20 protein-coding genes and 1 tRNA gene are annotated in these 21,888 nt (G+C 54.8%); 15 read left to right on the top strand and 6 right to left on the bottom strand.

Annotated features, from left to right (window positions below):
* Positions 1 to 29 precede the first annotated feature (29 nt).
* The 3 genes from PSR63_RS02005 (at position 30) to PSR63_RS02015 (ending at position 3,772) form a co-directional block, all read left to right on the top strand.
* On the top strand, positions 30 to 1,523 hold the full coding sequence (locus PSR63_RS02005; protein ID WP_274330294.1) for a hypothetical protein: 1,494 nt from the start codon (positions 30 to 32) through the stop codon (positions 1,521 to 1,523).
* A gap of 106 nt (positions 1,524 to 1,629) precedes the next feature.
* Complete coding sequence (locus PSR63_RS02010) at positions 1,630 to 1,881, top strand: hypothetical protein (RefSeq protein ID WP_274330295.1); 252 nt, start codon at positions 1,630 to 1,632, stop codon at positions 1,879 to 1,881.
* Positions 1,882 to 2,116: 235 nt separating this feature from the next.
* Complete coding sequence (locus PSR63_RS02015) at positions 2,117 to 3,772, top strand: 3-keto-disaccharide hydrolase (protein WP_274330297.1); 1,656 nt, start codon at positions 2,117 to 2,119, stop codon at positions 3,770 to 3,772.
* A 78-nt stretch (positions 3,773 to 3,850) separates the two neighbouring features.
* On the opposite strand, the gene PSR63_RS02020 is transcribed toward PSR63_RS02015, so the two are convergent.
* On the bottom strand, positions 3,851 to 5,539 hold the full coding sequence (locus PSR63_RS02020; protein ID WP_274330299.1) for a SpoIIE family protein phosphatase: 1,689 nt from the start codon (positions 5,537 to 5,539) through the stop codon (positions 3,851 to 3,853).
* Positions 5,540 to 5,760: 221 nt separating this feature from the next.
* Between PSR63_RS02020 and PSR63_RS02025 the strand changes: the two genes are divergently transcribed.
* The 4 genes from PSR63_RS02025 to PSR63_RS02040 all read left to right on the top strand — a co-directional run bounded on the left by PSR63_RS02025 (position 5,761) and on the right by PSR63_RS02040 (position 9,065).
* Positions 5,761 to 5,831, top strand: a tRNA-Gln gene (locus tag PSR63_RS02025).
* Between the two features lie 90 nt (positions 5,832 to 5,921).
* Positions 5,922 to 7,127 carry a S1C family serine protease gene (locus tag PSR63_RS02030; protein WP_274330300.1) on the top strand — a complete coding sequence of 402 codons (1,206 nt, stop codon included), beginning with the start codon at positions 5,922 to 5,924 and terminating at the stop codon, positions 7,125 to 7,127.
* 28 nt (positions 7,128 to 7,155) lie between these two features.
* On the top strand, positions 7,156 to 7,833 hold the full coding sequence (locus tag PSR63_RS02035) for an HAD hydrolase-like protein (RefSeq protein ID WP_274330302.1): 678 nt from the start codon (positions 7,156 to 7,158) through the stop codon (positions 7,831 to 7,833).
* 125 nt (positions 7,834 to 7,958) lie between these two features.
* Entirely contained in the window at positions 7,959 to 9,065 is a 1,107-nt protein-coding gene (locus tag PSR63_RS02040; RefSeq protein ID WP_274330303.1) for a M24 family metallopeptidase, read from the top strand.
* A gap of 12 nt (positions 9,066 to 9,077) precedes the next feature.
* Here the strand turns inward: PSR63_RS02040 and PSR63_RS02045 are convergent, their stop codons facing one another.
* Positions 9,078 to 9,515, bottom strand: coding sequence for a hypothetical protein (locus PSR63_RS02045; protein ID WP_274330305.1), 438 nt, complete (start codon positions 9,513 to 9,515; stop codon positions 9,078 to 9,080).
* 288 nt (positions 9,516 to 9,803) lie between these two features.
* Between PSR63_RS02045 and accB the strand changes: the two genes are divergently transcribed.
* The 4 genes from accB (at position 9,804) to PSR63_RS02065 (ending at position 14,468) form a co-directional block, all read left to right on the top strand.
* The gene (accB, locus tag PSR63_RS02050; protein ID WP_274330307.1) at positions 9,804 to 10,310 is read left to right on the top strand and encodes an acetyl-CoA carboxylase biotin carboxyl carrier protein; all 507 of its coding nucleotides are present in this window, start codon (positions 9,804 to 9,806) and stop codon (positions 10,308 to 10,310) included.
* Between the two features lie 48 nt (positions 10,311 to 10,358).
* Positions 10,359 to 11,702, top strand: coding sequence for an acetyl-CoA carboxylase biotin carboxylase subunit (gene accC / locus PSR63_RS02055; RefSeq protein ID WP_274330309.1), 1,344 nt, complete (start codon positions 10,359 to 10,361; stop codon positions 11,700 to 11,702).
* Between the two features lie 238 nt (positions 11,703 to 11,940).
* Positions 11,941 to 13,515 (top strand): arylsulfatase B, encoded by a 1,575-nt coding sequence (locus tag PSR63_RS02060; RefSeq protein WP_274330311.1) that lies wholly within the window; start codon positions 11,941 to 11,943, stop codon positions 13,513 to 13,515.
* A gap of 86 nt (positions 13,516 to 13,601) precedes the next feature.
* Positions 13,602 to 14,468, top strand: a complete 867-nt coding sequence (locus PSR63_RS02065; protein ID WP_274330313.1) for a LamG-like jellyroll fold domain-containing protein — start codon at positions 13,602 to 13,604, stop codon at positions 14,466 to 14,468.
* 30 nt (positions 14,469 to 14,498) lie between these two features.
* On the opposite strand, the gene PSR63_RS02070 is transcribed toward PSR63_RS02065, so the two are convergent.
* Entirely contained in the window at positions 14,499 to 14,699 is a 201-nt protein-coding gene (locus tag PSR63_RS02070; protein WP_274330315.1) for a hypothetical protein, read from the bottom strand.
* Positions 14,700 to 14,767: 68 nt separating this feature from the next.
* Positions 14,768 to 15,745 (bottom strand): DUF1559 domain-containing protein, encoded by a 978-nt coding sequence (locus tag PSR63_RS02075; RefSeq protein WP_274330317.1) that lies wholly within the window; start codon positions 15,743 to 15,745, stop codon positions 14,768 to 14,770.
* 666 nt (positions 15,746 to 16,411) lie between these two features.
* On the opposite strand from PSR63_RS02075, the gene PSR63_RS02080 reads away from it, so the two are divergent.
* From PSR63_RS02080 to PSR63_RS02095, 4 genes are all read left to right on the top strand, one after another.
* On the top strand, positions 16,412 to 17,707 hold the full coding sequence (locus PSR63_RS02080; protein WP_274330318.1) for a 6-phosphofructokinase: 1,296 nt from the start codon (positions 16,412 to 16,414) through the stop codon (positions 17,705 to 17,707).
* A 205-nt stretch (positions 17,708 to 17,912) separates the two neighbouring features.
* Positions 17,913 to 18,440, top strand: coding sequence for a c-type heme family protein (locus PSR63_RS02085; RefSeq protein ID WP_274330319.1), 528 nt, complete (start codon positions 17,913 to 17,915; stop codon positions 18,438 to 18,440).
* A 276-nt stretch (positions 18,441 to 18,716) separates the two neighbouring features.
* On the top strand, positions 18,717 to 19,787 hold the full coding sequence (locus PSR63_RS02090) for a DUF1559 domain-containing protein (RefSeq protein WP_274330320.1): 1,071 nt from the start codon (positions 18,717 to 18,719) through the stop codon (positions 19,785 to 19,787).
* A gap of 78 nt (positions 19,788 to 19,865) precedes the next feature.
* Entirely contained in the window at positions 19,866 to 20,279 is a 414-nt protein-coding gene (locus PSR63_RS02095) for a hypothetical protein (protein ID WP_274330321.1), read from the top strand.
* Here PSR63_RS02095 and sigJ read toward each other — a convergent pair.
* Entirely contained in the window at positions 20,276 to 21,145 is an 870-nt protein-coding gene (gene sigJ, locus PSR63_RS02100; RefSeq protein ID WP_274330322.1) for an RNA polymerase sigma factor SigJ, read from the bottom strand. The two genes, PSR63_RS02095 and sigJ, sit on opposite strands and share 4 nt — an antisense overlap.
* A 57-nt stretch (positions 21,146 to 21,202) precedes the next feature.
* The gene (locus tag PSR63_RS02105; RefSeq protein ID WP_274330324.1) at positions 21,203 to 21,715 is read right to left on the bottom strand and encodes a hypothetical protein; all 513 of its coding nucleotides are present in this window, start codon (positions 21,713 to 21,715) and stop codon (positions 21,203 to 21,205) included.
* Between the last annotated feature and the right edge of the window lie 173 nt (positions 21,716 to 21,888).

Consider the following 21,888-nt stretch of genomic DNA (forward strand, 5'->3'; position numbering starts at 1 on the left):
AACCCCCATGAATGAGAGCGAGCCGGGTTTTGCCCAAGATAACGTTTCGACTTCCTAACGAATTAACCATCTCGGACGAGGACTGCCGTGTGATCCACGCGGTTGGTTGCGATCGATTGGTTCGCGCTACGTCCGTCAAACGATCGGACGACCGTCTCGTTCTCGAAGTCTTGGAAACAGACGGGGTCAAGGTCAAGATTCCTTATCGAAACGATCGCCGATCCGCTCAGATCCTGTCGACTTGCGCCCTTCGAGTCGACAACAAAACACCCTACAGCCTGATGCTCGAACTGGCTCGCGGGTCACTGTTCCGCTTTCGCACGCTTACCAACGCCTGTCTGGACGCAGAACTCGACCTGCTAGATGTGACTAAGAAACATCTGCAGGATGCCATCAATTACTTTGCCAGAGCTGCCGTAACGAAAGACAATCCCGCCGAGTCGGACGCCTTGGCGATTAAGAGCCTGACGTTCTCGCTACAGGGTCTGACGCACCTGGAACACGTTTACGCGACGGCATCGTTTCATGCCATCTCGAACCAAGCTGGCGAGCGAGCGTTCCTTCGCGGAATCGCTTTGACCGAGCCCCTGTCGGCCGAGATCAAGCCGCTACTGACCGATTCGCTGAATACGATTCTCGTCGAACCCAATTGGAAACAGTGCGAACCGGAAGTTGGCCATCATGACTGGGCAGAAGTCGACGCCACTTTAGATGCGGTCCGCGAGCAAGGGCATGCCACGGTTCTCGGGCCGATGTTCTGCCTCGATCGATTCGCGACGCCTGACTGGCTCTACCTTTGGGAAAACGACTTCGAGGAAGTGCTCAGCGCTGTCTCGAAGTACACCAACGCACTCATCCAGCACTACCGCAATCGCGTTGATCTCTGGTACTGTGCGGCCGGCCTAAACGCTCATACTTCGCTCGATCTGAAAGAAGAGCAGAAGCTTCAAGTACTGCTGCATATCATTCAAACGATTCGCACCACCGGCCTGCGAGCTCCGCTTTTGGTCAGCTTCGCCAAGCCATGGGGCGAATACATGACTAGCCGCGATCGCGAGTTGGCTCCTATTCATTTTGCGGAAGAGCTCGTCCGAGCACGAGTTGGCATTACCGGGATTGGACTCGAACTGAACTTTGGTGAGTTGTCGCCGGCAACCTACTTCCGAGGTTTCTTCGATGTGGTCGACCTGCTCGACTACTGGAGCCTGTTAGGCGTGCCGCTGTTCGTTACCCTATCGGCCCCGAGTTCCTGGCGTCCAGATGAGTCAGCCATCTACGATGCCCATCGTGAAGAAGAACCGCAGGAACGAATCAGTCGACGCACCCAACGAGAATTAGTCGAGCATGTCCTGCCGGCGCTGTTGACCCATCCACAGGTGCAGGGCGTCTTCTGGAGCCAGGTCTCCGACACGCAACCTCACCGATTTCCTCATGCGGGACTACTCGATCCACGCGGACGTCCTAAATCCGCTGTGACCAAGATGACCGAATTGATCCGCACCTACTTCCCTGAAAATATTTAGAAAAGGTTAAGGGGGTACGTTTTTTCGGAAGCCCGCAGCCCCTACAATTAGGGTCTTGGCGTTCCCGCCACGATATTTTGCTTTTGACGCTTAGGAGTTTTTCGCCATGTCAGTTTTAAAGTGGATGTGCTCGGCCAGCTTGGTCATGGGCTTGATGGTATTCTCGATTGGTTGTGATACGAAGACCGCTGAACCACCGGTCGAAGAAACGCCCGAACCAGAAATCACCATGCCAGCCGAAGGTGAAGCACCGGCTGAAGAAGCTGCTCCAGCCGCCGAAGAGGCCGCTCCTGCCGCTGAAGAAGCAGCACCTGCGGAAGAAGAGAAGCCTGCCGAAGAAGAAAAGACCGAAGAGTAAACCAATCGGCATAACTCGCAAAACACAAAAGCACCCGGCATGTACTGGGTGCTTTTTCATGCGCGGAACGAGGAAATCGAGAATAACTCTCTGAAAACTTGATTCCTTTTGCCCCAGTATTCAAACTAGACTTTCTTACCCATCCCCCACAAACCAACTACTGAATCATCTTCCTTGGCCGCGTCGATTCGCCGCCAGACGCCAAGGTCAAGTATCGTCGGTCGGAGTTTCCATCATGTCGTTCTACCGTGCATTGTTTTCCCTGCTGATCATCACCTCGCTGCTCGCCGGTCCGGCGGTCGGACTCGATTCGTCTGCCAAGAAGGACGACGACCGCGCAGAAAAGAAAGACGAAGCGAAAAAAGATTCCCCAAAGCACGACTCGAAAGAACACCACAAGAAGAAGCACGAAGCAGACAAAAAGGGTGGTAAAGACCACAAGGGCCACGAGCACCACGATAAAAAGAAGGCCAAGCCACAAGCGTCCGACAAGAAGAATTCATCCAAGGACAAAGTGAAAGAGAAACCGGAAAAGAAGGGGGACAAGCCCAAGCAAGATGCTCCCAAGAAGGAGATGAAGCCGGCACCCAAAAAAGAAGAACCGAAGAAAGAAGAGAAGCCGAAGCCATCGAAGGATGACGCCAAGGCGAAAGTCGAAAAGAAAGACTCAGGCGATAAACCGGTCAAGGAAGCTCCTAAGAAGGAGTTGAAGCCCGAACCGAAAAAGAAAGAGCCGAAGAAGAACGAGCCGACTCCCGCCAAGAAGCCTGCTCCCGAACCCAAAATGGAAAAGGAAGCACCCAAAAAACTGGAATCGAAGTTGGAGCCAAAACCAGAAAAGAAGCCTGAAGAGATTCCTCCTCCGAAAGAAGCCCCCAAGCCGCAGCCCAAGCCGGCTCCCCAACCTCAACCGAAGCCCAATCCGCAGAAGTTTGCGGTGACGGATCTGGCCAAGGTCGATGAAGACTTTGCCTTCCAGGGCGAATACTACGGAAAGCTGCGATTGCCGGGCGGGATCCTCGAAACGACCGGTATCCAAGTCATTGCTCGCGGTGACGGCAACTTCGTCGGTCGCCAACTGCGAGGTGGATTGCCTGGAAATGGTTGGCGCAACGATCCCATGATCGACCTGAGCGGTAAGCGAGATGGCGACAAGCTTGTCCTCAGCCAGGGCAATTACCAGGTGGTTATTACCGGCAACAAGGCCACGGTAATCAACTCGACCGGCAGCACCCTCGGTATTCTCACGAAGGTCCAACGCCGCAGCGAATTGCTGGGGCTCAAGCCAAGTTCCAATGCCACGGTTTTGTTCGACGGAAAGTCGGCCGACGGTTTTGTTGATGCCAAGATCAACGAAAAAGGGGAATTGCAAATCGGCACGATCACGAAAGATCCTGTCCAGGACTTCCGCCTGCACCTCGAGTTCCGCCTGCCGTACATGCCCTATGCCGTCGGCCAGGCTCGTTCCAATAGCGGACTTTACATCCAGGAAAGATACGAAGTCCAGATCCTCGACTCGTTTGGCCTACCTGGAGAGTTCAACGAATGCGGGGCCCTCTACCGAACGAAAAGCCCCGACATCAACATGTGCTTTCCTCCGTTGGCCTGGCAGACCTACGATGTCTACTTCAAAGCCGCACGTTTCGATGACGAAGGGAAGAAGATTTCGCCTGCTCGAATCACCGTCCAGCACAACGGCATTCTCGTTCAGGACAACTACGTAATCCCAAACAAGACCGGAGCTGGTAAGCCGGAAGGTGCCGAGGCACGTCCCATCAAGCTGCAAGACCACGGTAATCCGGTCGTCTTCCGCAATGTCTGGATCGAGTACCTTGGTGGCCCCACGGTAACCAGCAAGCCAGAAGCGATCGCTACGCCGGAAAAGAACTAGCCACCAGAGCGGTTCACCTCACTGCAAGTCAACATCCCCCTTTCAAGCGTTATCGCTTTTAAGGGGGATTTTCTTTGGCTACGCTTTGCGCTGCAGTGCGACCATGCACATGTCATCGAACTGAGGGCTTTCGGCCATGAACTTGTGGCAGTCGTCGATGATGGCCTTGCTACAGACTTCAACGTCGTCGGTCTTCTGCGAAACGCACTGTAACATGCGTTCCATGCCGTATTGATCACCGTCGGCGTTCATGGCTTCGTTGATACCGTCGGTATAAATGAAGAGCATTTCACCCGGTTCAAGTGTGAAGCGGGCAATGTCGTAGTCCATATCTTCCATGATGCCCAGCGGCAGGCCGATTTCTTCTTCGGCGATCATCGAGCACGTGCCGTCTGACTTCCGCAGGATCGGCGGATTGTGCCCGGCGTTGATGAGGGTCACCTGGTTCGTTTCCGGATGCAGGATCGCAATCGCCAGCGTCACAAACTTATCGGCCGGGGTGTATTCGGCGAAGTTGTTGTTGAGGTGAAATGCCGCTTGCTGAAGATCGGACATCGAAGCCAGGCAATACCGAGCTTCGGCCGACAACTTAGCCATCATCAGCGAGGCTGCGATTCCATGCCCCACAACATCCCCTACGAGAATCGCCGTACCTCCATCGGGAAGGGAAATGTAGTCGTAATAGTCGCCGCCGACTGAATTCGCGGCGAGATAATAGTGATAAAAGTCGTAACCTGGCACCGACGGTTGTTCGGACGGCAAAAATCCAATCTGCACCTGCTTGGCCGTGTGCAGGTCGCGTTCGAAGGCGATCTGCCGAATAGCCTGGTCGTGCAGTTGAGCTCGTTCGATGGCTGCGGCGGCCTGCATCCCGACACTGACAGCGACTTCCAGGTCTTCCTTCTGGAATCGCTTGCGTTGATCGAGCGTATCGATCTGGATCACACCGATCACTTCGTCGTCGGCATTGACCAGGGGAGCACACATGATCGAACGAATTTTGAAGTCCGTGATACTCTGGCTCATCTCGAAGCGAGAGTCCGCGGCTGCGTCAGCCGAAAGGATGGCTTCGCGCGTCTGCATAACATGCTTGACGATCGTTCGGCTGATGCGAATTTCTTCTTCGTCACTCTCTTTGCGGGCCTTGGTCCAGCGGGGGACCATATTTCCAGAGCCGTCCTGCAGGATAATGAAGCCGCGATCGGCTTGCAGGAAGATATGAAACAGGCCTTCGAGAACTTTCGGCAGAACCTCATCGAGCGAGAGTGTCCCGGTCAGACCACGCGTGATCTCGAGCAACGCGTTCAGCTTGACTTCCGGACTGGCCGTCAGGTGAATGGAGCCCGTCTGCGACGAGACCTCAAACTTGGACATGATCGTGGACGTTGCCCCGTCATCGTCCACCATGACGGCACCGAATGCCCCTGGTCCGTCGGCCTTCAGGCCAACGGTCTCATTCGGAGTTGGCTTGACCCCTTCTTGCTTGAATTCGAACGAGATATCGCAAACGCGGATCGTGTCGCCATGCTCCAGCTTATGAGGCTGGGCGATTTGCTCATCGTTAACGAAGGTCCCGTTTCGGCTCTTCAGGTCCTCGATGATAAATCCACGATCGTTGTGCGTTATTTTCGCGTGGTACCGACTGACGGCACCAACTTCCACAACGATATCGCACTCGGGATGTCGACCGAGGGTAAATTCCTCACCAGCGAGGAATATTTTTTTGCCGGAATCTGGGCCATTCAGAGCGACGAGGTAGCTGGACATGCCTTGCGATGATCTCCCGCCAATGTTGCCGGGTCCCAATTGCTGGGACACCATCTCGGAAAAGTTTGAGGGAAACGGTCTTATCGTCCGAAAACGTAAGAATCATTTCTAAGGGGTGCAGCGATAGTCTACCAATTAAGGGAGGCCACTACTATAGTTCGCTGCCTGAATCCCTTGACGCCAGACGACTTAGGCCATAACCTTAATCGCTGCAAAATTACTGGGGAATAGTGTAACGGTAGCACGACAGATTCTGACTCTGTTAGTCTAGGTTCAAATCCTAGTTCCCCAGCTTTGTTGGCTCGCACGAATTGCGAGCTAATTTTTCGCGCGGAATTGATTTCCGCAGATCTGAGATCCCTCTAAGCCCCCGCGTGCTTCCATGGAGCCTACCCCTCACAACGGCCCTCCAGAGGCCGCGAATTCTCCCCCATCGCAGCCGAACCCGGTCGCTTTCTTGCGTCTGTTTCTTTATTGCCTGGTTGCCGCATTTTGTGGTGCCTGGGTCCTTAGCTACTGGACCACGCCCAGCGATAAGCCTTCACTCAATCCCAACGCCGAACCTCGGACGATCACCCCCCGGGGGGATCTGGCCGCCGACGAAAAGTCGACGATCGAATTATTTGAGAATTCTGCCAACTCGGTGGTTTTCATCACGACCTCGCAGCAGGTTCGGATGTACGGAAGTGCCAAAGTTTCCGAAATGGCCACAGGGCAGGGGAGTGGATTCGTCTGGGACGAACAGGGTCATATCGTCACCAATTACCACGTCGTCAAGTCGATCGCCAATGGCTCAGGCACCGCTCGTGTGACCTTCGCCGATGCTTCCACCTATGTGGCCACCATCGTTGGCTCGTCCCCGGAACATGACCTGGCGGTCCTCCAGGTAACCAATTTCCAGGGAGAGGCCTTCCAGCCGATCCAGGTTGGTGAGTCTGCCAATCTTCAGGTTGGCCAAAAAGTTTTTGCGATCGGCAACCCATTCGGTTTCGACCATACACTCACCACCGGGGTCATCAGCGGCTTGGGACGATCGATCGAAGCAGAGGATGGCAGACAGATCGACGACCTGATTCAAACCGATGCGGCCATTAATCCAGGTAACAGCGGGGGGCCTTTGCTGGACAGCAGTGGGCGTCTGATTGGGGTGAATTCGGCAATCTACAGCCCCAGCGGAGCCTACGCCGGAATCGGTTTTGCCATTCCAGTCGATACGGTTAACTCGGTAGTGACCGAGTTGATTCGACATGGACAGATCAAACGTCCTTACCTGGGTGTTCGCGTAGCACCACCGACAATCAATGCTCGTCTGGGCATTGAAGGGGCGCTCGTTGCCGAGATCGTCCCCGGCAGTCCCGCCGAAAAAGCGGGCTTCCAGCCCACGATTATTTCCGCCGACCAGCAAGTGGTGCTGGGTGACTTGATCATTCAAATGGATGATAAGCCGATCAAGAATTTCGGCGATATCGTCCAGAAGTTGTTCGACCACAAAGTCGGCGATACTTTGCGCGTCAAGGTTATCCGTGGGCTGATGACCGACAAGCAGCGTGAAATAGAATTGGATGTCGATCTGGCCGAATCGACCTAGAACCGAATCCGCTTAGCCAAGGAACACCATGAAAGTCTGTCTCTTCGATATCGATGGAACCCTCATCACCACGGGCATGGCCGGCAAAGATGCCATGATCGAGGCGTTTCTGAAAGTTGCCGAGCTAACTCAGTTGGAACATATCTTCCAGGTTAGCGGCAAGACAGACCGAGGCATTTTCGCCGAACTCTACGAACTGCACGGCAAGACACTCAGCGAAGAAGCCTGGCATACGTTCCTCGATGAATACTTAAGCGGACTGGCAACCAACCTTCCCCAGCGGCAAGGGCTCGTGCTGGAAGGGGTCGCCGTGCTGTTGGCGAAGCTCTCTCAGCGGGATGATGTTCTGCTGGGGCTCCTGACGGGGAACGTCGAAAAAGGTGCTGCCCTTAAGCTTGGTCACTACGGAATTCACGAGTACTTTGCATTCGGCGGATTCGGCGATCATCACCCCAACCGCGACGACGTCGCACGAGCCGCACTTGAGGCCGCCGAGGCATTTCACGGTGAAACCATTTCACCGGACGATATCTACGTCATCGGTGACACGCCGAATGATGTGAAGTGTGCCCGGGCTATCGGCGCAAAGGCCGTTGCCGTAGCCACAGGCGTCTTTTCAGAAGAGCAGCTTAAGGCCGCCAAGCCTGATCTTCTGCTCACGAATCTGGCAGATACCGATGCGGTGACTCAGTTTATCTTCGGCTGAGAAATCGTCGGAAACTTAATTGCCTGCGCTCGAGATTACATCCACAATGCTTGCGAAGGCGTCTCATTTTCCGAGAATTAGGGCTTAGCCTGACAACGTTGCCCCACAAGTTTGAAGCAGAATCCATGGCCGCCCCGCGTAGTAAGTCGAATCCCCGTGTTAGCAAGCTCCGTCGCCAACTCAAGCAAAGCGGGGCCGAAGCCCTGTTGGTCACTAACTTCAAAAACGTGACCTACCTGACAGGTTTCACCGGCGACGACAGCTATCTGCTGGTGACCGCCAAGGAAGAGATTCTGTTCAGTGATCCTCGTTATAGCGAGCAACTCGAAGAAGAATGTCCGCATGTGAAGCTCGAAGTTCGCGAGCAAGGCGTCTCGATTCTTGACTCGGTCGCCAAGACAGTCAGTAAGGCCAAGATCGGCAAGCTGGGTATCGAGAGCTCGTCGATGACCGTTCAGTTCTTTAAGAAAGTGGTCGCCAAGCTTCCCCGAGTCGAGATCAAACCGCTCGATGGGCTTGTGGAAGAGCTGCGCGTTATCAAAGACAAAGGGGAAATCGCTCTTACCCGCGATGCTGTCTCGCTGGCCGAGAAAGCGTTTGCCGTCCTGAAAGCAGGTCTCCGCGGTGATCAGACCGAGAAAGAACTGGAAGCACTGCTAACCTACGATATCCAGCGAAACGGCGGCCGCGGCACCAGCTTCCCGCCGATCGTGGGCGTCGGCCCGCGGGCTGCTCGTCCCCATGGCACGCCAGGCATGGTCAAAATGGAAGAAGAGAGCTTCGTTTTGATCGACTGGGGAGCCGACTATCGGTTCTACAAGAGCGACCTCACCCGTGTCCTCTTCTATGGCAAGGTCCCGGCCAAGATGAAGAAGATGTACGAGACTTGCCTGAAAGCCCAGCTGGCCGCGATCGACAAGATTAAACCTGGCGTCATCATGTCCGACGTTGATAAAGCGGCTCGCAGCATCATCGCGAAAGCAGGCTGGGGAAAACAATTCGGACATGGGCTAGGGCATGGTATCGGCCTGGACATCCATGAAGCACCACGTCTGAACTCGCTGAGCGATCGACCTCTGGAACCCGGCATGATCGTCACCGTCGAGCCCGGCATTTACTTCCCAGGCTTTGGCGGTGTTCGGATTGAAGATGACATCCTGGTCACCAAAGATGGGCACGAAGTCCTGACGAGCGTCCCGAAGTCGTTTGAGGAAGCGACGATTTCGATCTAAACCAAGCGTGCATTAACCCTGCCACGTCTTCGGAGCGGCTGAAGTGTGATCGGTTTGAACGGCCGGGGCTCGTTTCATCAGCGCATAGTGGCACTTATAGCCTTTTCCGTAAGGAAATCCGGCCGGGCGGGGGTAGCCGACGTGCCCTTGCAAGTGTTCCAGCTTGTCGCCTACCCAGCGAATGATGCCGTGATGCTCTCGACCGTAGTGCTCGCCAAACTCGATTAATTGATCCAGAAGTGAGTACTCGACGCCACGCCGGATATCGAAACGCCCTCGCTCCAGGCAGGTTTCCCCGTCGAAAGCTTGGTAGCAGTAGCCTTCAAATTCGATGCGTATTTTTCGGAACCAAGGGACGTAAAAAGGAACCTTGTGCCCGTCATCTCCGAAGCTAACGCAATTCCATGCCCCTTGAAGATCCTCAACTGTTGGCCCATGAAAGTCATTCATGACGGGCAACCAATTCAGCGAAATCGGCGATTCGAGCGTTCACAGTGGCAATGTTCGCGTAAAAAAGTCGGCTCACAACCCAACCAAGCCGCCGGTTCGGTTTGGGTAACCGGCCCAATATCCCCGTTAAAGGGCTGGTAATTCTCCCTTATGCTGAAGATGTCTGTCAAATCTTATCCCCGTTTACCCATCTGGACGAAACCTACCCTTATCCCTTACGCTGTAAAGCTTTGCCAAAATACAACTTGACCATATTCCCCTAGCGGATGATCCCGTGGGAGAGAACGAATGTCCGATTCCAAATCGACTTCTAGCAATGTTTTCAACGTCGAGACGGTTCGCTCGCTAGTCGAACTGATGAAGCAGCACGACCTGAGCGAACTTGATCTTCGCGAAGGAGACCAGAAAATCTCGCTCAAGCGAGGTGGTCAGGCTCCGATCTATGCTGCTCCGGCACCCATGCAGGCTGCTCCAATGCCCGTTGCTGCGGCACCAGCTGCCCCTGCTGCGGCTCCTGCAGCCTCAGGTGGTGGCGAAGCTGCCGATGCCAACTTGATTGCCATCAAGAGCCCCATGGTTGGCACCTATTACTCCAAGCCCAAACCGGATGCCGAATCGTTTGCCCGAATTGGCGATCACATTTCGGAAGACTCCGTTGTTTGCATCATCGAAGCGATGAAGGTCTTTAACGAAATCAAAGCCGAAGTCTCCGGCAAGGTCGTCAAGGTTCTGGTCAAGGACGAAGAACCAGTTGAATTCGGGCAGCCGCTGTTCATGGTCGATCCGCAGGGCTAATTCCATCCTCATCTAACCTCGCGCCCAAATAGCGAGGAAGCAGACGTCATGTACAACCGCATCCTGATCGCCAACCGTGGCGAGATCGCTCTACGTATCATTCGTGCCTGTAAAGAACTGGGCATCGAAACGGTCGCTATCTTCAGTGAAGCCGACCGGGACGCCGCCTATTTAAAACTGGCCGACGAAGCCTATTGCGTGGGTCCCGCCAAGAGTGCCCAAAGCTACCTGAAGATCGATCGCGTCATTAGCGCTGCCGAAGTGGGCAACGTCGAAGCGATCCATCCCGGTTATGGCTTCCTGGCCGAGAATGCCGAGTTCAATGACATCTGCCGTAGCTGCAACATCGACTTCATCGGCCCCACGCCGGAAGCGATGGCCAAGCTGGGTGATAAGAACACGGCCCGTAGCATGGCACGCGAAGCGAATGTGCCTGTCGTTCCCGGTTCGGCCGGCTTGATCGAAGACGAAGACGAAGCACTGAAGATTGCTCACGAGATTGGCTTTCCCGTGCTGATCAAAGCAACCGCCGGTGGTGGTGGCCGCGGTATGCGTGTGGCAGCCAACGACCTGGTGCTGAAGAACGCTCTGAATCAGGCTCAAACCGAAGCGGGCGCGGCTTTCGGTAACGCCGGCGTGTACATCGAAAAGTACGTCGAACATCCGCGTCACGTCGAAGTTCAGGTGATCGCCGACCATCATGGCAATGCGGTCCATCTGTTCGAGCGTGAATGCAGTACGCAGCGTCGCCACCAGAAGCTGATCGAAGAGAGCCCCGCTCCGAACCTTTCGCAGAAGACACGCGACGAGATCTGTGCGGCTGCCGTACGGATGATCAAGGCGGCCGACTACCAGAATGCCGGTACCGTCGAGTTCATCGTCGACAAGGACGAAAACTTCTACTTCATCGAAGTGAATGCTCGTATTCAGGTCGAACACTGCGTGACCGAAATGGTCACCGGCGTGGACCTGATCCAAGCTCAAATCCGCGTTGCCTCCGGCGAACCGCTTCCCTGGAAGCAAGAGGACATCAAGCTGCAAGGCGCGGCGATCGAATGTCGTATCAACGCCGAAGACGCTGATAAGAACTTCATGCCATGCCCTGGTAAGATCAACCAGTTGATCGTCCCCGGTGGTCCTGGCGTGCGATTCGACTCGCATGTTTACAGTGGCTACACCGTTCCACCGCATTACGATTCGATGATCGGCAAGCTGCTCGTCCATCGCAACACGCGTGAAGAAGCCATTCGCTGCATGCTGCGTGCACTCGACGAGATCCGCACTGACGGCATCACCACTACGGCAAACTTCCACAAGAAGGTGCTGAACCACTCTGCGTTTGCAGAAGGAAAGATCGACACCACGTTTGTCGAACGAACCTGGTTCTCTTAATCACCTCAAAGCGCGGCTTGAAACGACAAGTCGCGCTATTTGACGGCCAGCGTTGACAAAGCTTTCGCAACAACGGCTGTCGCATTTCTACCAAAATGGCGTTTGGTTGTAACAAACGCTTCCGGCAGCGGTAATTCTCTACGACACCGCGAGTTTTGCCTTCAATTTCGTACCTAACCTGCGAAAATAGTAGGCTCGCCCACCACCCACCCCGTCTAGCCAAGATTTGGTGCTGCTGATGATCTCTCGTCCACTTTTCGTGCTGATCGCCGCTTGTTCCCTGTTCCCGTTTGCGAGCACCGCACTGGCCGATGCCCCAGGTAGCCGGCCCAATATCATTTTCGTGCTGGCCGACGATATGGGCTGGAATCAGCCTGGTTTCAATCATCCTGAAGAGGCCTCGCTAACGCCCAATATGGACAAGCTGGCCGCCGAAGGGATGCGACTCAACGAGTTCTACACGCACAGTGTGTGTGCTCCGACGCGATCGGCGTTTCTTACCGGCCGATACGCATTTCGGACCTGGAGCGACTGGCGCACCGAAGACTTCGGCAAGCCAAGCTATCTGGCCAAGCTGGGGCTCGAACTGGCCCATACCAAGAGTGGTGAACCAACCCGGCGGATTCATGCCCTCGACACCAACGAACGCACCATTGCTGAAGCTTTGCAGGAAGCTGGCTACTTCACGGCCCTGCTGGGCAAGTGGCACCTGGGAGAATGGCTACCGGAGCATCTTCCGATGGGGCAGGGCTTCGACTATCAGTACGGGCACTATGCCTGGGGCATCGACTACTACACCAAGACGATCGTGCATAACGCACCGGCCCGCTATGCCGTGTACGACTGGCATCGCAATCAGCAACCGGTCGACGAAGAGGGCTACGCCACAGATTTGATCGCGGACGAAACCGTTCGACTGATCGAATCTCGCAAGGGTAACGACGAACCATTCTTCATGTACGTCGCGTTCAACGCCGTGCATGGCCCACTGAATCCGCCCCCTGGATTTGAAGGCGATCCGAATTATCCCCTGGCGATTCGCGATGCGATGCTCGAAAGTCTTGATAAAGCCGTGGGACGCATCGAACAGGCCATTGAGAAGAACGGCTTCAAGGAAAACACGCTCTTTGTTTTCGCCAACGACAATGGCCCCGTGCTGGAAGAAATGAGCAAGCCGTTTCGCGGCACCAAGAACACGACCTTCGAAGGAGGCGTTCGCCAGCCATGTGTGATTCGGTGGCCTGGTCATATCGCTCCTGGCACTGCCAAAGATGGCCTGGTTTTTATTGCGGACTTCTTCCCAACCTTCATTACCCTGGCCGGCGGCAACCACAAACAAGAACGCCCGATCGACGGACTGGACATGACCGGGGCGTTCTTCTCTGGCGAGAAGAGCCCGCGTAACGAGATCATTTACGACGTCGCTGGCAGCGTACGATTGCCGACGATTCGACGTGGTGACTTCAAGCTGATGGGAGAAATGCTGTTCAACATTCACGACGATCCTTCCGAGCAAACCAATGTTGCCATCAAGCATCCGCGACTCGTGGCAGAGCTTAGCGAACGACTGGATGTCGTCGGCAAGGAACGCCCACCGCTTGGCGACAAACCGCTGCTGATGGACCCGCCGCTCCCTTATGTTTATGGCGCCAATGAGCAAGACGATGTACCGCAATGGCTGATCGAGAAGGTCGATGCCGTCCGCGCGACACAGCCGAAAGAGTGGGCTCCAGGCGAAACTCCTTGGCCCAAAGCGCCGCAAGGAGCCGAAGCGAGCAAGATGGATGGTCTGCGCGATGAAGTTGTGAAGTAGGTGGAAGTCCCATCGGCGTGCAGGTTACAATCTGCAAATTGCAAGATAGCCTGCTCACCCAAACTAACTTCGTCCCGAGTTCCTCCATGCTGCATCGTCTCTTTGCGCTTGTCGCATTACTTGGTTTCGCTTCTGTCTCCTATGCCCAGGAGGTCTCTTCCTCTGTCGTGCAGCGGCCAGGACTGATCTGCTTTTGGGACTTCCAGAAACCGACCGACAAGGGTTACGTCAGCAGTGGGCCAAATGCTTATGCATTGAAACCCCAGAACGGCCCCATCCAACAAGCCGAGGAAGGGATCTTTGGCTCGAGCTTGAAGATTCGCCAGGGGCAATGGCTATTACTGCCGCGGGAAGATTGTCCCGCGTTAAACTTTCGCGGCAAAGACGAAGTTACGATCGTCGCTTGGATTCAGCGCGAAAGTGAAGCCAACTGGCAGTACATTGCTGGGATGTGGAATGAACGCGACGCGAAGCGGCAATACGCTTTGTTCACTTGCGCTGCCAGCCAAACCAATTTCGAAACGATGGACCGCATTCCCGCCAAGCACCAAACGCATGGCTATGCCTCAGATGTCGGTGGTGCGACGCCCGGCAAGCCCTTTTGCTTTTCCTATGCTTCCGGAAAATTGAAACTTCCCAAAAGCGAGTGGACTATGATCGCCTACACCTACGATCACGAGTTCCTTCGCGTCTACGTCAACGGCAAGCTGGACGAACACCCAGGCTACAATCCATTTCCGTGGAACAAGCCCATCTTTGATGGCGGTGAAGACGGAGCCGATTTCACGGTCGCTCGCCAATGCCTACCGAATTGGCCTCACTACCCAGAGGCCGAGAAACCAATTCGCAAGCAAGGCTTTGGCGGAAAGCTCGGCGGACTAGCCGTCTACAAGAGAGCCTTGTCCGCCGATGAGTTGGAAGCGATCCACGAAGCAACGCTAGGCAACCGGTAAGTTGTAGGCGACTTCCAAGTTGAGAGTTGGTTACAAACCTTCTTGCTCGCGGGCAGCGCGCTGTTGGAGTTGGGCGCGAAGTTCCTCTTTCGACTCGGGCGTCATATCCTTCTGCTGCGCCACCGGCTTACCGCAGCCGGCCAAAGCCGTGCAGGAAATGATGGCAATCAACCCCAGGGGGACGAGCGACTTTTTCAAACGGTCTGCAACGAAGCGCGGATTGGTGAACATGTGGAGACAACTTTCTGGAGTGAAGATTATAGGCAGGAGGGTTCGATCAGCGAGTTCTCGTTGGCCGATCAGTTTTGCGTGTTGATGTCCTTACCATCACGAGTGCCATACGCTTTCCACGCATCTCCGTCGATGGTTTCCGGAAAGAACTGCACACTTCCGTCACACAGCACGGCCAGTGCGCCGCCGGGATGATAGCTACTCGCCGGTGACACGATCTTGTTAAAGTCGCCTGGTACGAACGCTGGCTGATTTGGTGGCAAAATATGGTTGTAGCCAGTTCGCCAGACGGAACCTTCCATCCAAGGAATTCCACGATAGCGCCAGTCTCCGGACCATGGAATGTTGAGCGGTTCCCAATCGAGTTGCATCATTTCATCACGAGCACCAGCAAAGTCCATTGCCGATGGCATGCTGATCTCGAAGGCATCGAAGCGGTTCTTCGGCCCACCTGACGTATTTGCCCCAATCACTACCTCTGCAAAGGCTGCCGTATTACTTAAGCCATCGACGATCTTTCCAAACGTTAACGGTGGAAGCCGCTTTACCGAGGACCCACCTTCGCCGTCCGCTTGAGGACCAAAGACACCATCCCAACCATTGAAGTGGACCCAGCTTCCCCAATTGCAGTGATAACTGGTGGCTCCCTGGCCAACTCCTTCGGCCGGAAATGGATCGCTCGGACACGCAAACCCAGGCGGCTGATTCATACTCAACGTGAAGTTCGGTTCGGTGAACACTCCCAGGGTCAGGTCAGCCTGATCGGCGATGGCCGTTTGCTCCATGAACCCCAACAACATCGCATGGGGCGAGAAGTACGCCACCGCAGAGTATTCGCCGCCCGGGATTTCCTGATGAGCGCTTTCAAAGTTGTGCAGGGCCAGCCCAAACTGCTTGAGGTTATTCGAGCACTCCGATCGACGCGCGGCCTCGCGTGCCTGTTGGACCGCCGGCAAAAGCAAAGCAATCAATACACCAATAATGGCAATAACCACCAAGAGCTCGACGAGGGTGAATGCCCGTCTTCTGATCCATAACAAACCCATTCGTCCATCTCCTGAAATGACAACTTGCGGTGTGAGCAATTCCTGCCCACGGGAATAACACAGATCAAAACGCAAATGAAGAAAGCAGCGAGTGTGCCATTTCCAGGCGAGGTTTTTCCGCTGAGCCACAGCAACCGACGTTAAACCAAGTAAATCTATAGACAATTGAAAAAATTGAGGGTTTCACCCGTGCGGAAGTCGCACCAAGCAGCTACTCCCTAGAGGTGGCAATTGCGTAAGAAAACTTGCTTAACTTGCATGCAAGCTTGCCGGTATATCAAGCGGATATCATGATCTATCAAACCCCCTATTTATGTGCTGTAACGCACTCAGGAGGCTGACAATGCCAGCTCATCACCATGCGGAACAAATCCAATTTCTTGCAGCACTCGATCGCCTGTTAGAAACGCGTCGTGATCTGCCGGGCTGAAGTTCACGGAAAAAAATTTTTCGCTTGGACCACCCATCGCATCCCATGTCATGACGCGGCCAAAGCCAAGGATCACACCGTTAACATGGCAGTAGCGCCCACGAAATCCACAAAGTAATCGAACTCTCGAAACCGCACCCCATCTGGATTGTGGTTAGGTTGAAAACCACCCCATAACGCATAAAATCAGCGGTTCAGACAACTTACTGCAATCGATTCCCCTATGGATTTTGACCATGGCCAACAGCCTTTCCCGTCCTGAACAGCCTGCACATAACTTTAAGCGTGTTGCGATCCTCTTTTCCGGCGGTCCAGCACCCGCTGCGAATGCGGTGATTTCGACTGCGGCCGTTTCGTTTCTGCGAGCTGGCATCGAGGTCGTAGGGGTCTTGAACGGCTACTCGAACTTGATGCAGTTCGGTCCTGATCGCCCGATGGAAGAGGACCGCGACTACATGCTCCTCAACCACAAGGCCCTCAGCCGCAGCCGTGCCAAGCAGGGCATCATGATCGGCACCGCCCGGGCCAACCCTGGCAAGGCGATCTCGCACCCCGATCACCTGAAGGACAAGGAACGCTGCAAGGCCTTCCAAACCACGTACGACGCACTTTGCTCGCTGGGTGTCGACGCCCTGATCTCGATCGGTGGTGACGACACGCTGAAGACTGCCAACAAGTTCAAGTTGTTCCAAGACACGCTGCCCGAAGGCAGCAAGAAGATGCCGGTCGTCCACCTGCCTAAGACGATTGACAACGACTACAACGGCATCGACTTCACGTTCGGCTTCTTTACCGCGGTCGACTTCCTGGCGACTGAAATCCGCACGCTGCTGTACGACGGCGAAGCCTCGAAGGCTTACTTCCTGTGCGAAGCCATGGGCCGTAGTGCTGGCTGGCTGGCATACGGTGCCGCGATCGCCGGCGAAGCTTCGCTGGTGATCAGTGTCGAAGACATCACCGGCGATTACGTCGAGAAAGAATGGGAAGAGGGGGGCAAGATCAAGAAGACGATGAACGTGCCGAAGGTGGTCGATCGCATCGTCAAGACCATGCTTGCCCGCGAAGCTGAAGGCAAAGAGTTTGGCGTGATCGTGCTCGCCGAAGGCTTGGCCGAAATGCTGCCAGACTCTTACCTGGAAGGCGTTGCCCGCGACGATCATGGCCACATTGCCATTACCGACATTCAGTTGGGCCGTACGTTCAGCAAGTGGGTTGCCCAAGCCTACGAAGAAAAGACCGGCCGCAGCCGCAAGGTTACCGGCATTCAGCTGGGTTACGAATCTCGCTGCACCAAGCCACTGGCTTACGACGTAATCCTTGGTAGCCAACTTGGTGTTGGTGCTTACCGGGCATTGGTCGAGAAGAAGCTTAATGGCGTCATGGTTTCGGCCAAGGGTCAGTTCGAGTTGCAGTACGTCGACTTCACCGAGCTGGTCGATCAAGCCAACCTTGTGACGGTCGTTCGTCACATCGAACCAGGCTGCGACTACCAGAAGCTGGCCCGTTTCCTGGAAACCTACGTCAACGACTAAGCTCGTCGACAAGCCAACATCTTTCACCGAAAAGAGGCCGCCAAAGTGCGGCCTCTTTTTATGCCTACCGAATATTGGACATTGACATCCAATTTCACCCGGGATAGACTGACCCTCACAAACAGGACAAGATTATCCAATTTCAACCACCGCCACACTCTGACCAGTCACTAACCCCAAATTGTTCTCTTACCAGGAGATCCTCATGCGTACGTCCCAGGCCGTTGTATGGACGCTGTTCACGGTAATGTTCTTGTTGTCATCGAGTTCGATCAGCCATGGCGAATCACCGAAAGAGGACGCCTCGGTAGAGAGGGCCCGGAAGATGGTGCAAATGATCGACGATATCTACAAAGGGGGCATCGTTCTCATCACTGAGAATTACGTCCATGACGAAGACGATTTGCCCGCCGGTATCGCCTTCAAAAAGCTCTTTGCCTCGGCGGAAGAGAAGGGGTGGCACAAGGTACGTTTGCTCGATGCAACCGATGAGCCGTACAACCCAGAGAACGCCCCTGCCGACCAGTTCGAGAAGGACGCGATTCAAGCCCTGCTGGCCGGCAACTCAGGCTACGAGAAAGTAATCGAACAAGACGGCAAGCGTTACCTTCGCTCTGCCACACCGGTTCCCGTCGTCATGCAGAAGTGCACCATGTGCCACGAACACTACGCCGATGTCAAAGCCGGCTCACCCATCGGCGCCATCAGCTACACCGTGCCGATTGAAGACTAAATCCGCTCCCGAAATCAGATCCGCTTATAGAGGTCGCATTATGCGACCTCTTTTATTTTATATCTGCGCTTTACATGCAGATCGGGCATGCCTTCTCACATAGCCAAATGGCGATTTGGGTAAGACGCAAGTCCCCAACCCAATCCAGTCAGCAAACAATTCCCGGGAATCCAGGAATTATTCATTGACCCCACTCTACTGGGGCGATAAAACGATTTAAGCCAGTAATCGATTAGCTATCTCATCATTATCTCTACTTTCAAATGAGGTCATCAAATGGCGAGTCACGGTCGCAATTCAGGCACAAGACGTGGTTTTACCTTGGTAGAACTTTTGGTCGTCATCGCAATCATCGGGGTATTAATTGCTTTGCTTCTGCCAGCCGTTCAGCAAGCCCGCGAGGCTGCCCGGCGAATGCAGTGCAGCAACAACATGAAGCAGCTGGGTCTTGGAATTCACAATTTCCATGACACCTATGGCTTCGTTCCTCCGGGCGGAGCTGTTGACCAGATTCCTTTCGGCACGCATGCCACGGGAAGTGCTTGGGGAAGCTCTTGGATGGTCTACCTGCTTCCGTTCATCGAACAGAATGTCCTGTACGACAAGTTCAATCTTGGTGGAGGTTCTGGCTGGGGAACGAATGCTGCGAACAATACCGCTGCATCCAAGGGTGTGTTGATCGACGCCTATCTCTGTCCTTCGTCGCCGCTCGATGAGCATTGCGCCGGCCCCAACTCGAATGGCCCGATCATGGCAGCCAGCTACGCAGCCATCTCAGGTGCCGTGAATGGGTTGATTCCCAGTTACACCGAAAGCCGAATCAACACGCCGGGTTCATCCACCGGTTGTTGTTCTGGTGGTATTGCCAGCGGTGGCGGTGTGATGATTCCCAGTGGCAAGCTCGGCCTGGAATCGATCACGGACGGAACATCGAATACGGCAGTCATCGGTGAAATCAGCGACTTCCTGATCACCGCCGACGGCTCGAAGCGTGACTACCGCAACAGTGCTCGGCACGGCTGGATCATCGGCTGGCGTTCGACCGCTTCCCCACCCAACGCCGGCAATGGGGGTGACCTGCGAACCTTCAACATGGTCACGATTCGATATCCCATCAATCAAAAGCAGCGTCCGGGTACCGGATGGCCAGACTGGCCAGGCAACTGTGGCGCGGACGGCATCTGCGACAATGCCAGCACCAACATGCCATTGGTCTCGGCCCACCCAGGCGGCGTAATGACACTGCTTGCCGATGGCTCGGTGCGTTTCCTGCCTGAGACTATGTCGATGGACGTTCAAGGTCGTCTCGTCACACGCGACGACGGCCAGGTCGTTGAACTTCCGTAGTCGTCTCAACCAACTCCCAACAGGGCAACACGCATCGACGTGTTGCCCTCGGCTCATCCAACACCCACCAGAAAGACCATGAATAAATCGTCCATCGTTTTCAGCGTGGCGCTTTTGCTAATGGGAATCGTTTCCCTTGGCTGCAACGGCCAGCGCCCCGTCCCTAAGTCCTATCCCGTTCAAGGAGAGGTCACGCTCGACGGCAAGCCCATGCCATCGGGCGAAGTCGTCTTCGTATCGGTTGCCGAAGGTATTCGCGACACGGTCAAAGTTGCCGACGGAAAGTTCGCGGCAGAAGTCCTTGCCGGCGATCGGAAAATTGAAATCCGTTCGTATGTTGCCCAGGAGGGGAATACCAAGATGTATGGAGCCGACGCAGAGCCGTCGTATGTGAACGTCATCCCTAAGAAGTACAACGAAGAGAGTGAGATCACCGCAACCGTAAAGGAATCGGATGACAACTCGTTTTCCTTCGATGTCACTTCCAACTAACTCGATGTGACCTGCTCGAAGATCGCCAGCTTGTCGGGATTGCGGTAGATAAACAGCGATGCAATCTTGCCGTCGACCACTTCAAAGTGATAGGCGGCAACGATCTTTTCTCCCAGGTAACTGACCACACTCGGTGCTCCATTGAACCAGGCCGGGTGAAAGGTAAGCTTTTGCTCGTGCTGGGCGTTGCGGAAGACTCGAACCATAAAGGTGGTTACCGAGTGGAACCCAGCAATCAGATCTCGCGCGGCACTTACCTTGCCGCCACCGTCGGCATGCAGGACAACATCTTCCGACAAGACATCACGCAGGCGATCTAAGTCTCCGGCGTTGACGGCCTGAAAGAATGCATCGGAGATTCGCTTGATGCCTGCGGGATCGGCTCCACCACGCGGCTTCTCGCCACGCAGATGAACCCTGGCACGCTTGGCCAACTGACGACAATTGGCGGCTTCCAATCCCAAGATCTCGGCGACCTCCTGGAACTCGTAACCGAACAAATCATGCAGAATGAACGCGGCTCGTTCGGCTGGCTTCAAGCGTTCGATCGTCAACATGAGAGCGATCGAAAGCGTTTCATCCAGCTCTGCGCGATCCGCATGGTCATCCAAGATCGGCTCCGGCAGCCAGGGGCCAACGTATTTCTCGCGCTGATATCGGACAGACTTCATGCGATCGAGACACAGCCTAGCGCAAACACGTAGGTACCAACTTCTCGGCGAATCGAGTTCTGGTCGCCCGGCCTGCTCCCAACGCAGATAGGCTTCCTGGGCGATGTCTTCCGCATCGGGCAGACTTCCCAGCATCCGATAGCAGAAACCAATCAGTTCCTGCCGCAAGAGTTCAAATTGATCGCCGGTTACCATCGCGTCGGCTCCTATTGATTCCCAGGTCGTTGCCCAATCTTCAACAAACAACAAATCCTAGAAGTCTAGTTTCGCAAGTTCACATTGGTCGGCCATCCCCATCGCTCGCTTAAGCGTCGGATAAATACGGCAGCCGACGATGACCACGGCGAGTTCCGCAAATGCTTCAATGCCGTAGTGATTGCGGATGCGTTCCATGCGATCGGCGTCGTCGTTTTCATTGCGAATCACGGCCACGGTATGATCGTGGATATCTCGAAGGCCTTGCGTTAGCAAATGGGGATCTTTCACGGCTGCCTTGAGCACGTCTCGATCGATTCCTTGCTCGGCACCCATTTTAAGACTCAAGTTCAAACACGGGCCGCAGTCTTCCGTTTTCATCACAGCAATTTTCGCCACGAAAAACGCATCGAGCGGCAACACCTTATGAAAGTTCGGCATGGCCTGCGCCGCCGCGAATGTTTGGAACGCTTCCGGCGAGTCCTCGAGCAATTGAATAATGTAACCGTTGTCGTAATCAAAGTGTTGAGCGAACTGCTCCAGCGCTGTTCGCGCTTCCAAAGTATCCATGATCGTCCTCGGTTTTCTGGTAGTTCCCGTTGGCACAAGACTCCTCAATTCACTTAACCAGACGAATTGGCTGCCCAATGTGTGACAAGCGATCAACAAAAACGCTTGAATTCAATCGCCATTAGATCGTTTGCTCGGAAAATCTCAGGCGTTAAGATAGGTTCTCACTCCCA

The organism is Bremerella sp. P1, from assembly GCF_028748185.1.
Lineage (GTDB): Bacteria > Planctomycetota > Planctomycetia > Pirellulales > Pirellulaceae > Bremerella.

Excerpts from the sequence above, each read along its gene's own strand:
- accC (WP_274330309.1), top strand. The coding sequence starts at position 10,359 with ATGTACAACCGCATCCTGATCGCCAACCGTGGCGAGATCGCTCTACGT.
- PSR63_RS02045 (WP_274330305.1), bottom strand. The coding sequence starts at position 9,515 with ATGAATGACTTTCATGGGCCAACAGTTGAGGATCTTCAAGGGGCATGG.
- PSR63_RS02020 (WP_274330299.1), bottom strand. The coding sequence starts at position 5,539 with ATGTCCAGCTACCTCGTCGCTCTGAATGGCCCAGATTCCGGCAAAAAA.
- PSR63_RS02015 (WP_274330297.1), top strand. The coding sequence starts at position 2,117 with ATGTCGTTCTACCGTGCATTGTTTTCCCTGCTGATCATCACCTCGCTG.
- PSR63_RS02030 (WP_274330300.1), top strand. The coding sequence starts at position 5,922 with ATGGAGCCTACCCCTCACAACGGCCCTCCAGAGGCCGCGAATTCTCCC.
- PSR63_RS02090 (WP_274330320.1), top strand. The coding sequence starts at position 18,717 with ATGGCGAGTCACGGTCGCAATTCAGGCACAAGACGTGGTTTTACCTTG.
- PSR63_RS02070 (WP_274330315.1), bottom strand. The coding sequence starts at position 14,699 with ATGTTCACCAATCCGCGCTTCGTTGCAGACCGTTTGAAAAAGTCGCTC.
- PSR63_RS02080 (WP_274330318.1), top strand. The coding sequence starts at position 16,412 with ATGGCCAACAGCCTTTCCCGTCCTGAACAGCCTGCACATAACTTTAAG.
- PSR63_RS02035 (WP_274330302.1), top strand. The coding sequence starts at position 7,156 with ATGAAAGTCTGTCTCTTCGATATCGATGGAACCCTCATCACCACGGGC.
- PSR63_RS02010 (WP_274330295.1), top strand. The coding sequence starts at position 1,630 with ATGTCAGTTTTAAAGTGGATGTGCTCGGCCAGCTTGGTCATGGGCTTG.
- PSR63_RS02095 (WP_274330321.1), top strand. The coding sequence starts at position 19,866 with ATGAATAAATCGTCCATCGTTTTCAGCGTGGCGCTTTTGCTAATGGGA.
- PSR63_RS02060 (WP_274330311.1), top strand. The coding sequence starts at position 11,941 with ATGATCTCTCGTCCACTTTTCGTGCTGATCGCCGCTTGTTCCCTGTTC.
- PSR63_RS02085 (WP_274330319.1), top strand. The coding sequence starts at position 17,913 with ATGCGTACGTCCCAGGCCGTTGTATGGACGCTGTTCACGGTAATGTTC.
- PSR63_RS02040 (WP_274330303.1), top strand. The coding sequence starts at position 7,959 with ATGGCCGCCCCGCGTAGTAAGTCGAATCCCCGTGTTAGCAAGCTCCGT.
- PSR63_RS02105 (WP_274330324.1), bottom strand. The coding sequence starts at position 21,715 with ATGGATACTTTGGAAGCGCGAACAGCGCTGGAGCAGTTCGCTCAACAC.
- sigJ (WP_274330322.1), bottom strand. The coding sequence starts at position 21,145 with ATGGTAACCGGCGATCAATTTGAACTCTTGCGGCAGGAACTGATTGGT.
- PSR63_RS02075 (WP_274330317.1), bottom strand. The coding sequence starts at position 15,745 with ATGGGTTTGTTATGGATCAGAAGACGGGCATTCACCCTCGTCGAGCTC.
- accB (WP_274330307.1), top strand. The coding sequence starts at position 9,804 with ATGTCCGATTCCAAATCGACTTCTAGCAATGTTTTCAACGTCGAGACG.
- PSR63_RS02065 (WP_274330313.1), top strand. The coding sequence starts at position 13,602 with ATGCTGCATCGTCTCTTTGCGCTTGTCGCATTACTTGGTTTCGCTTCT.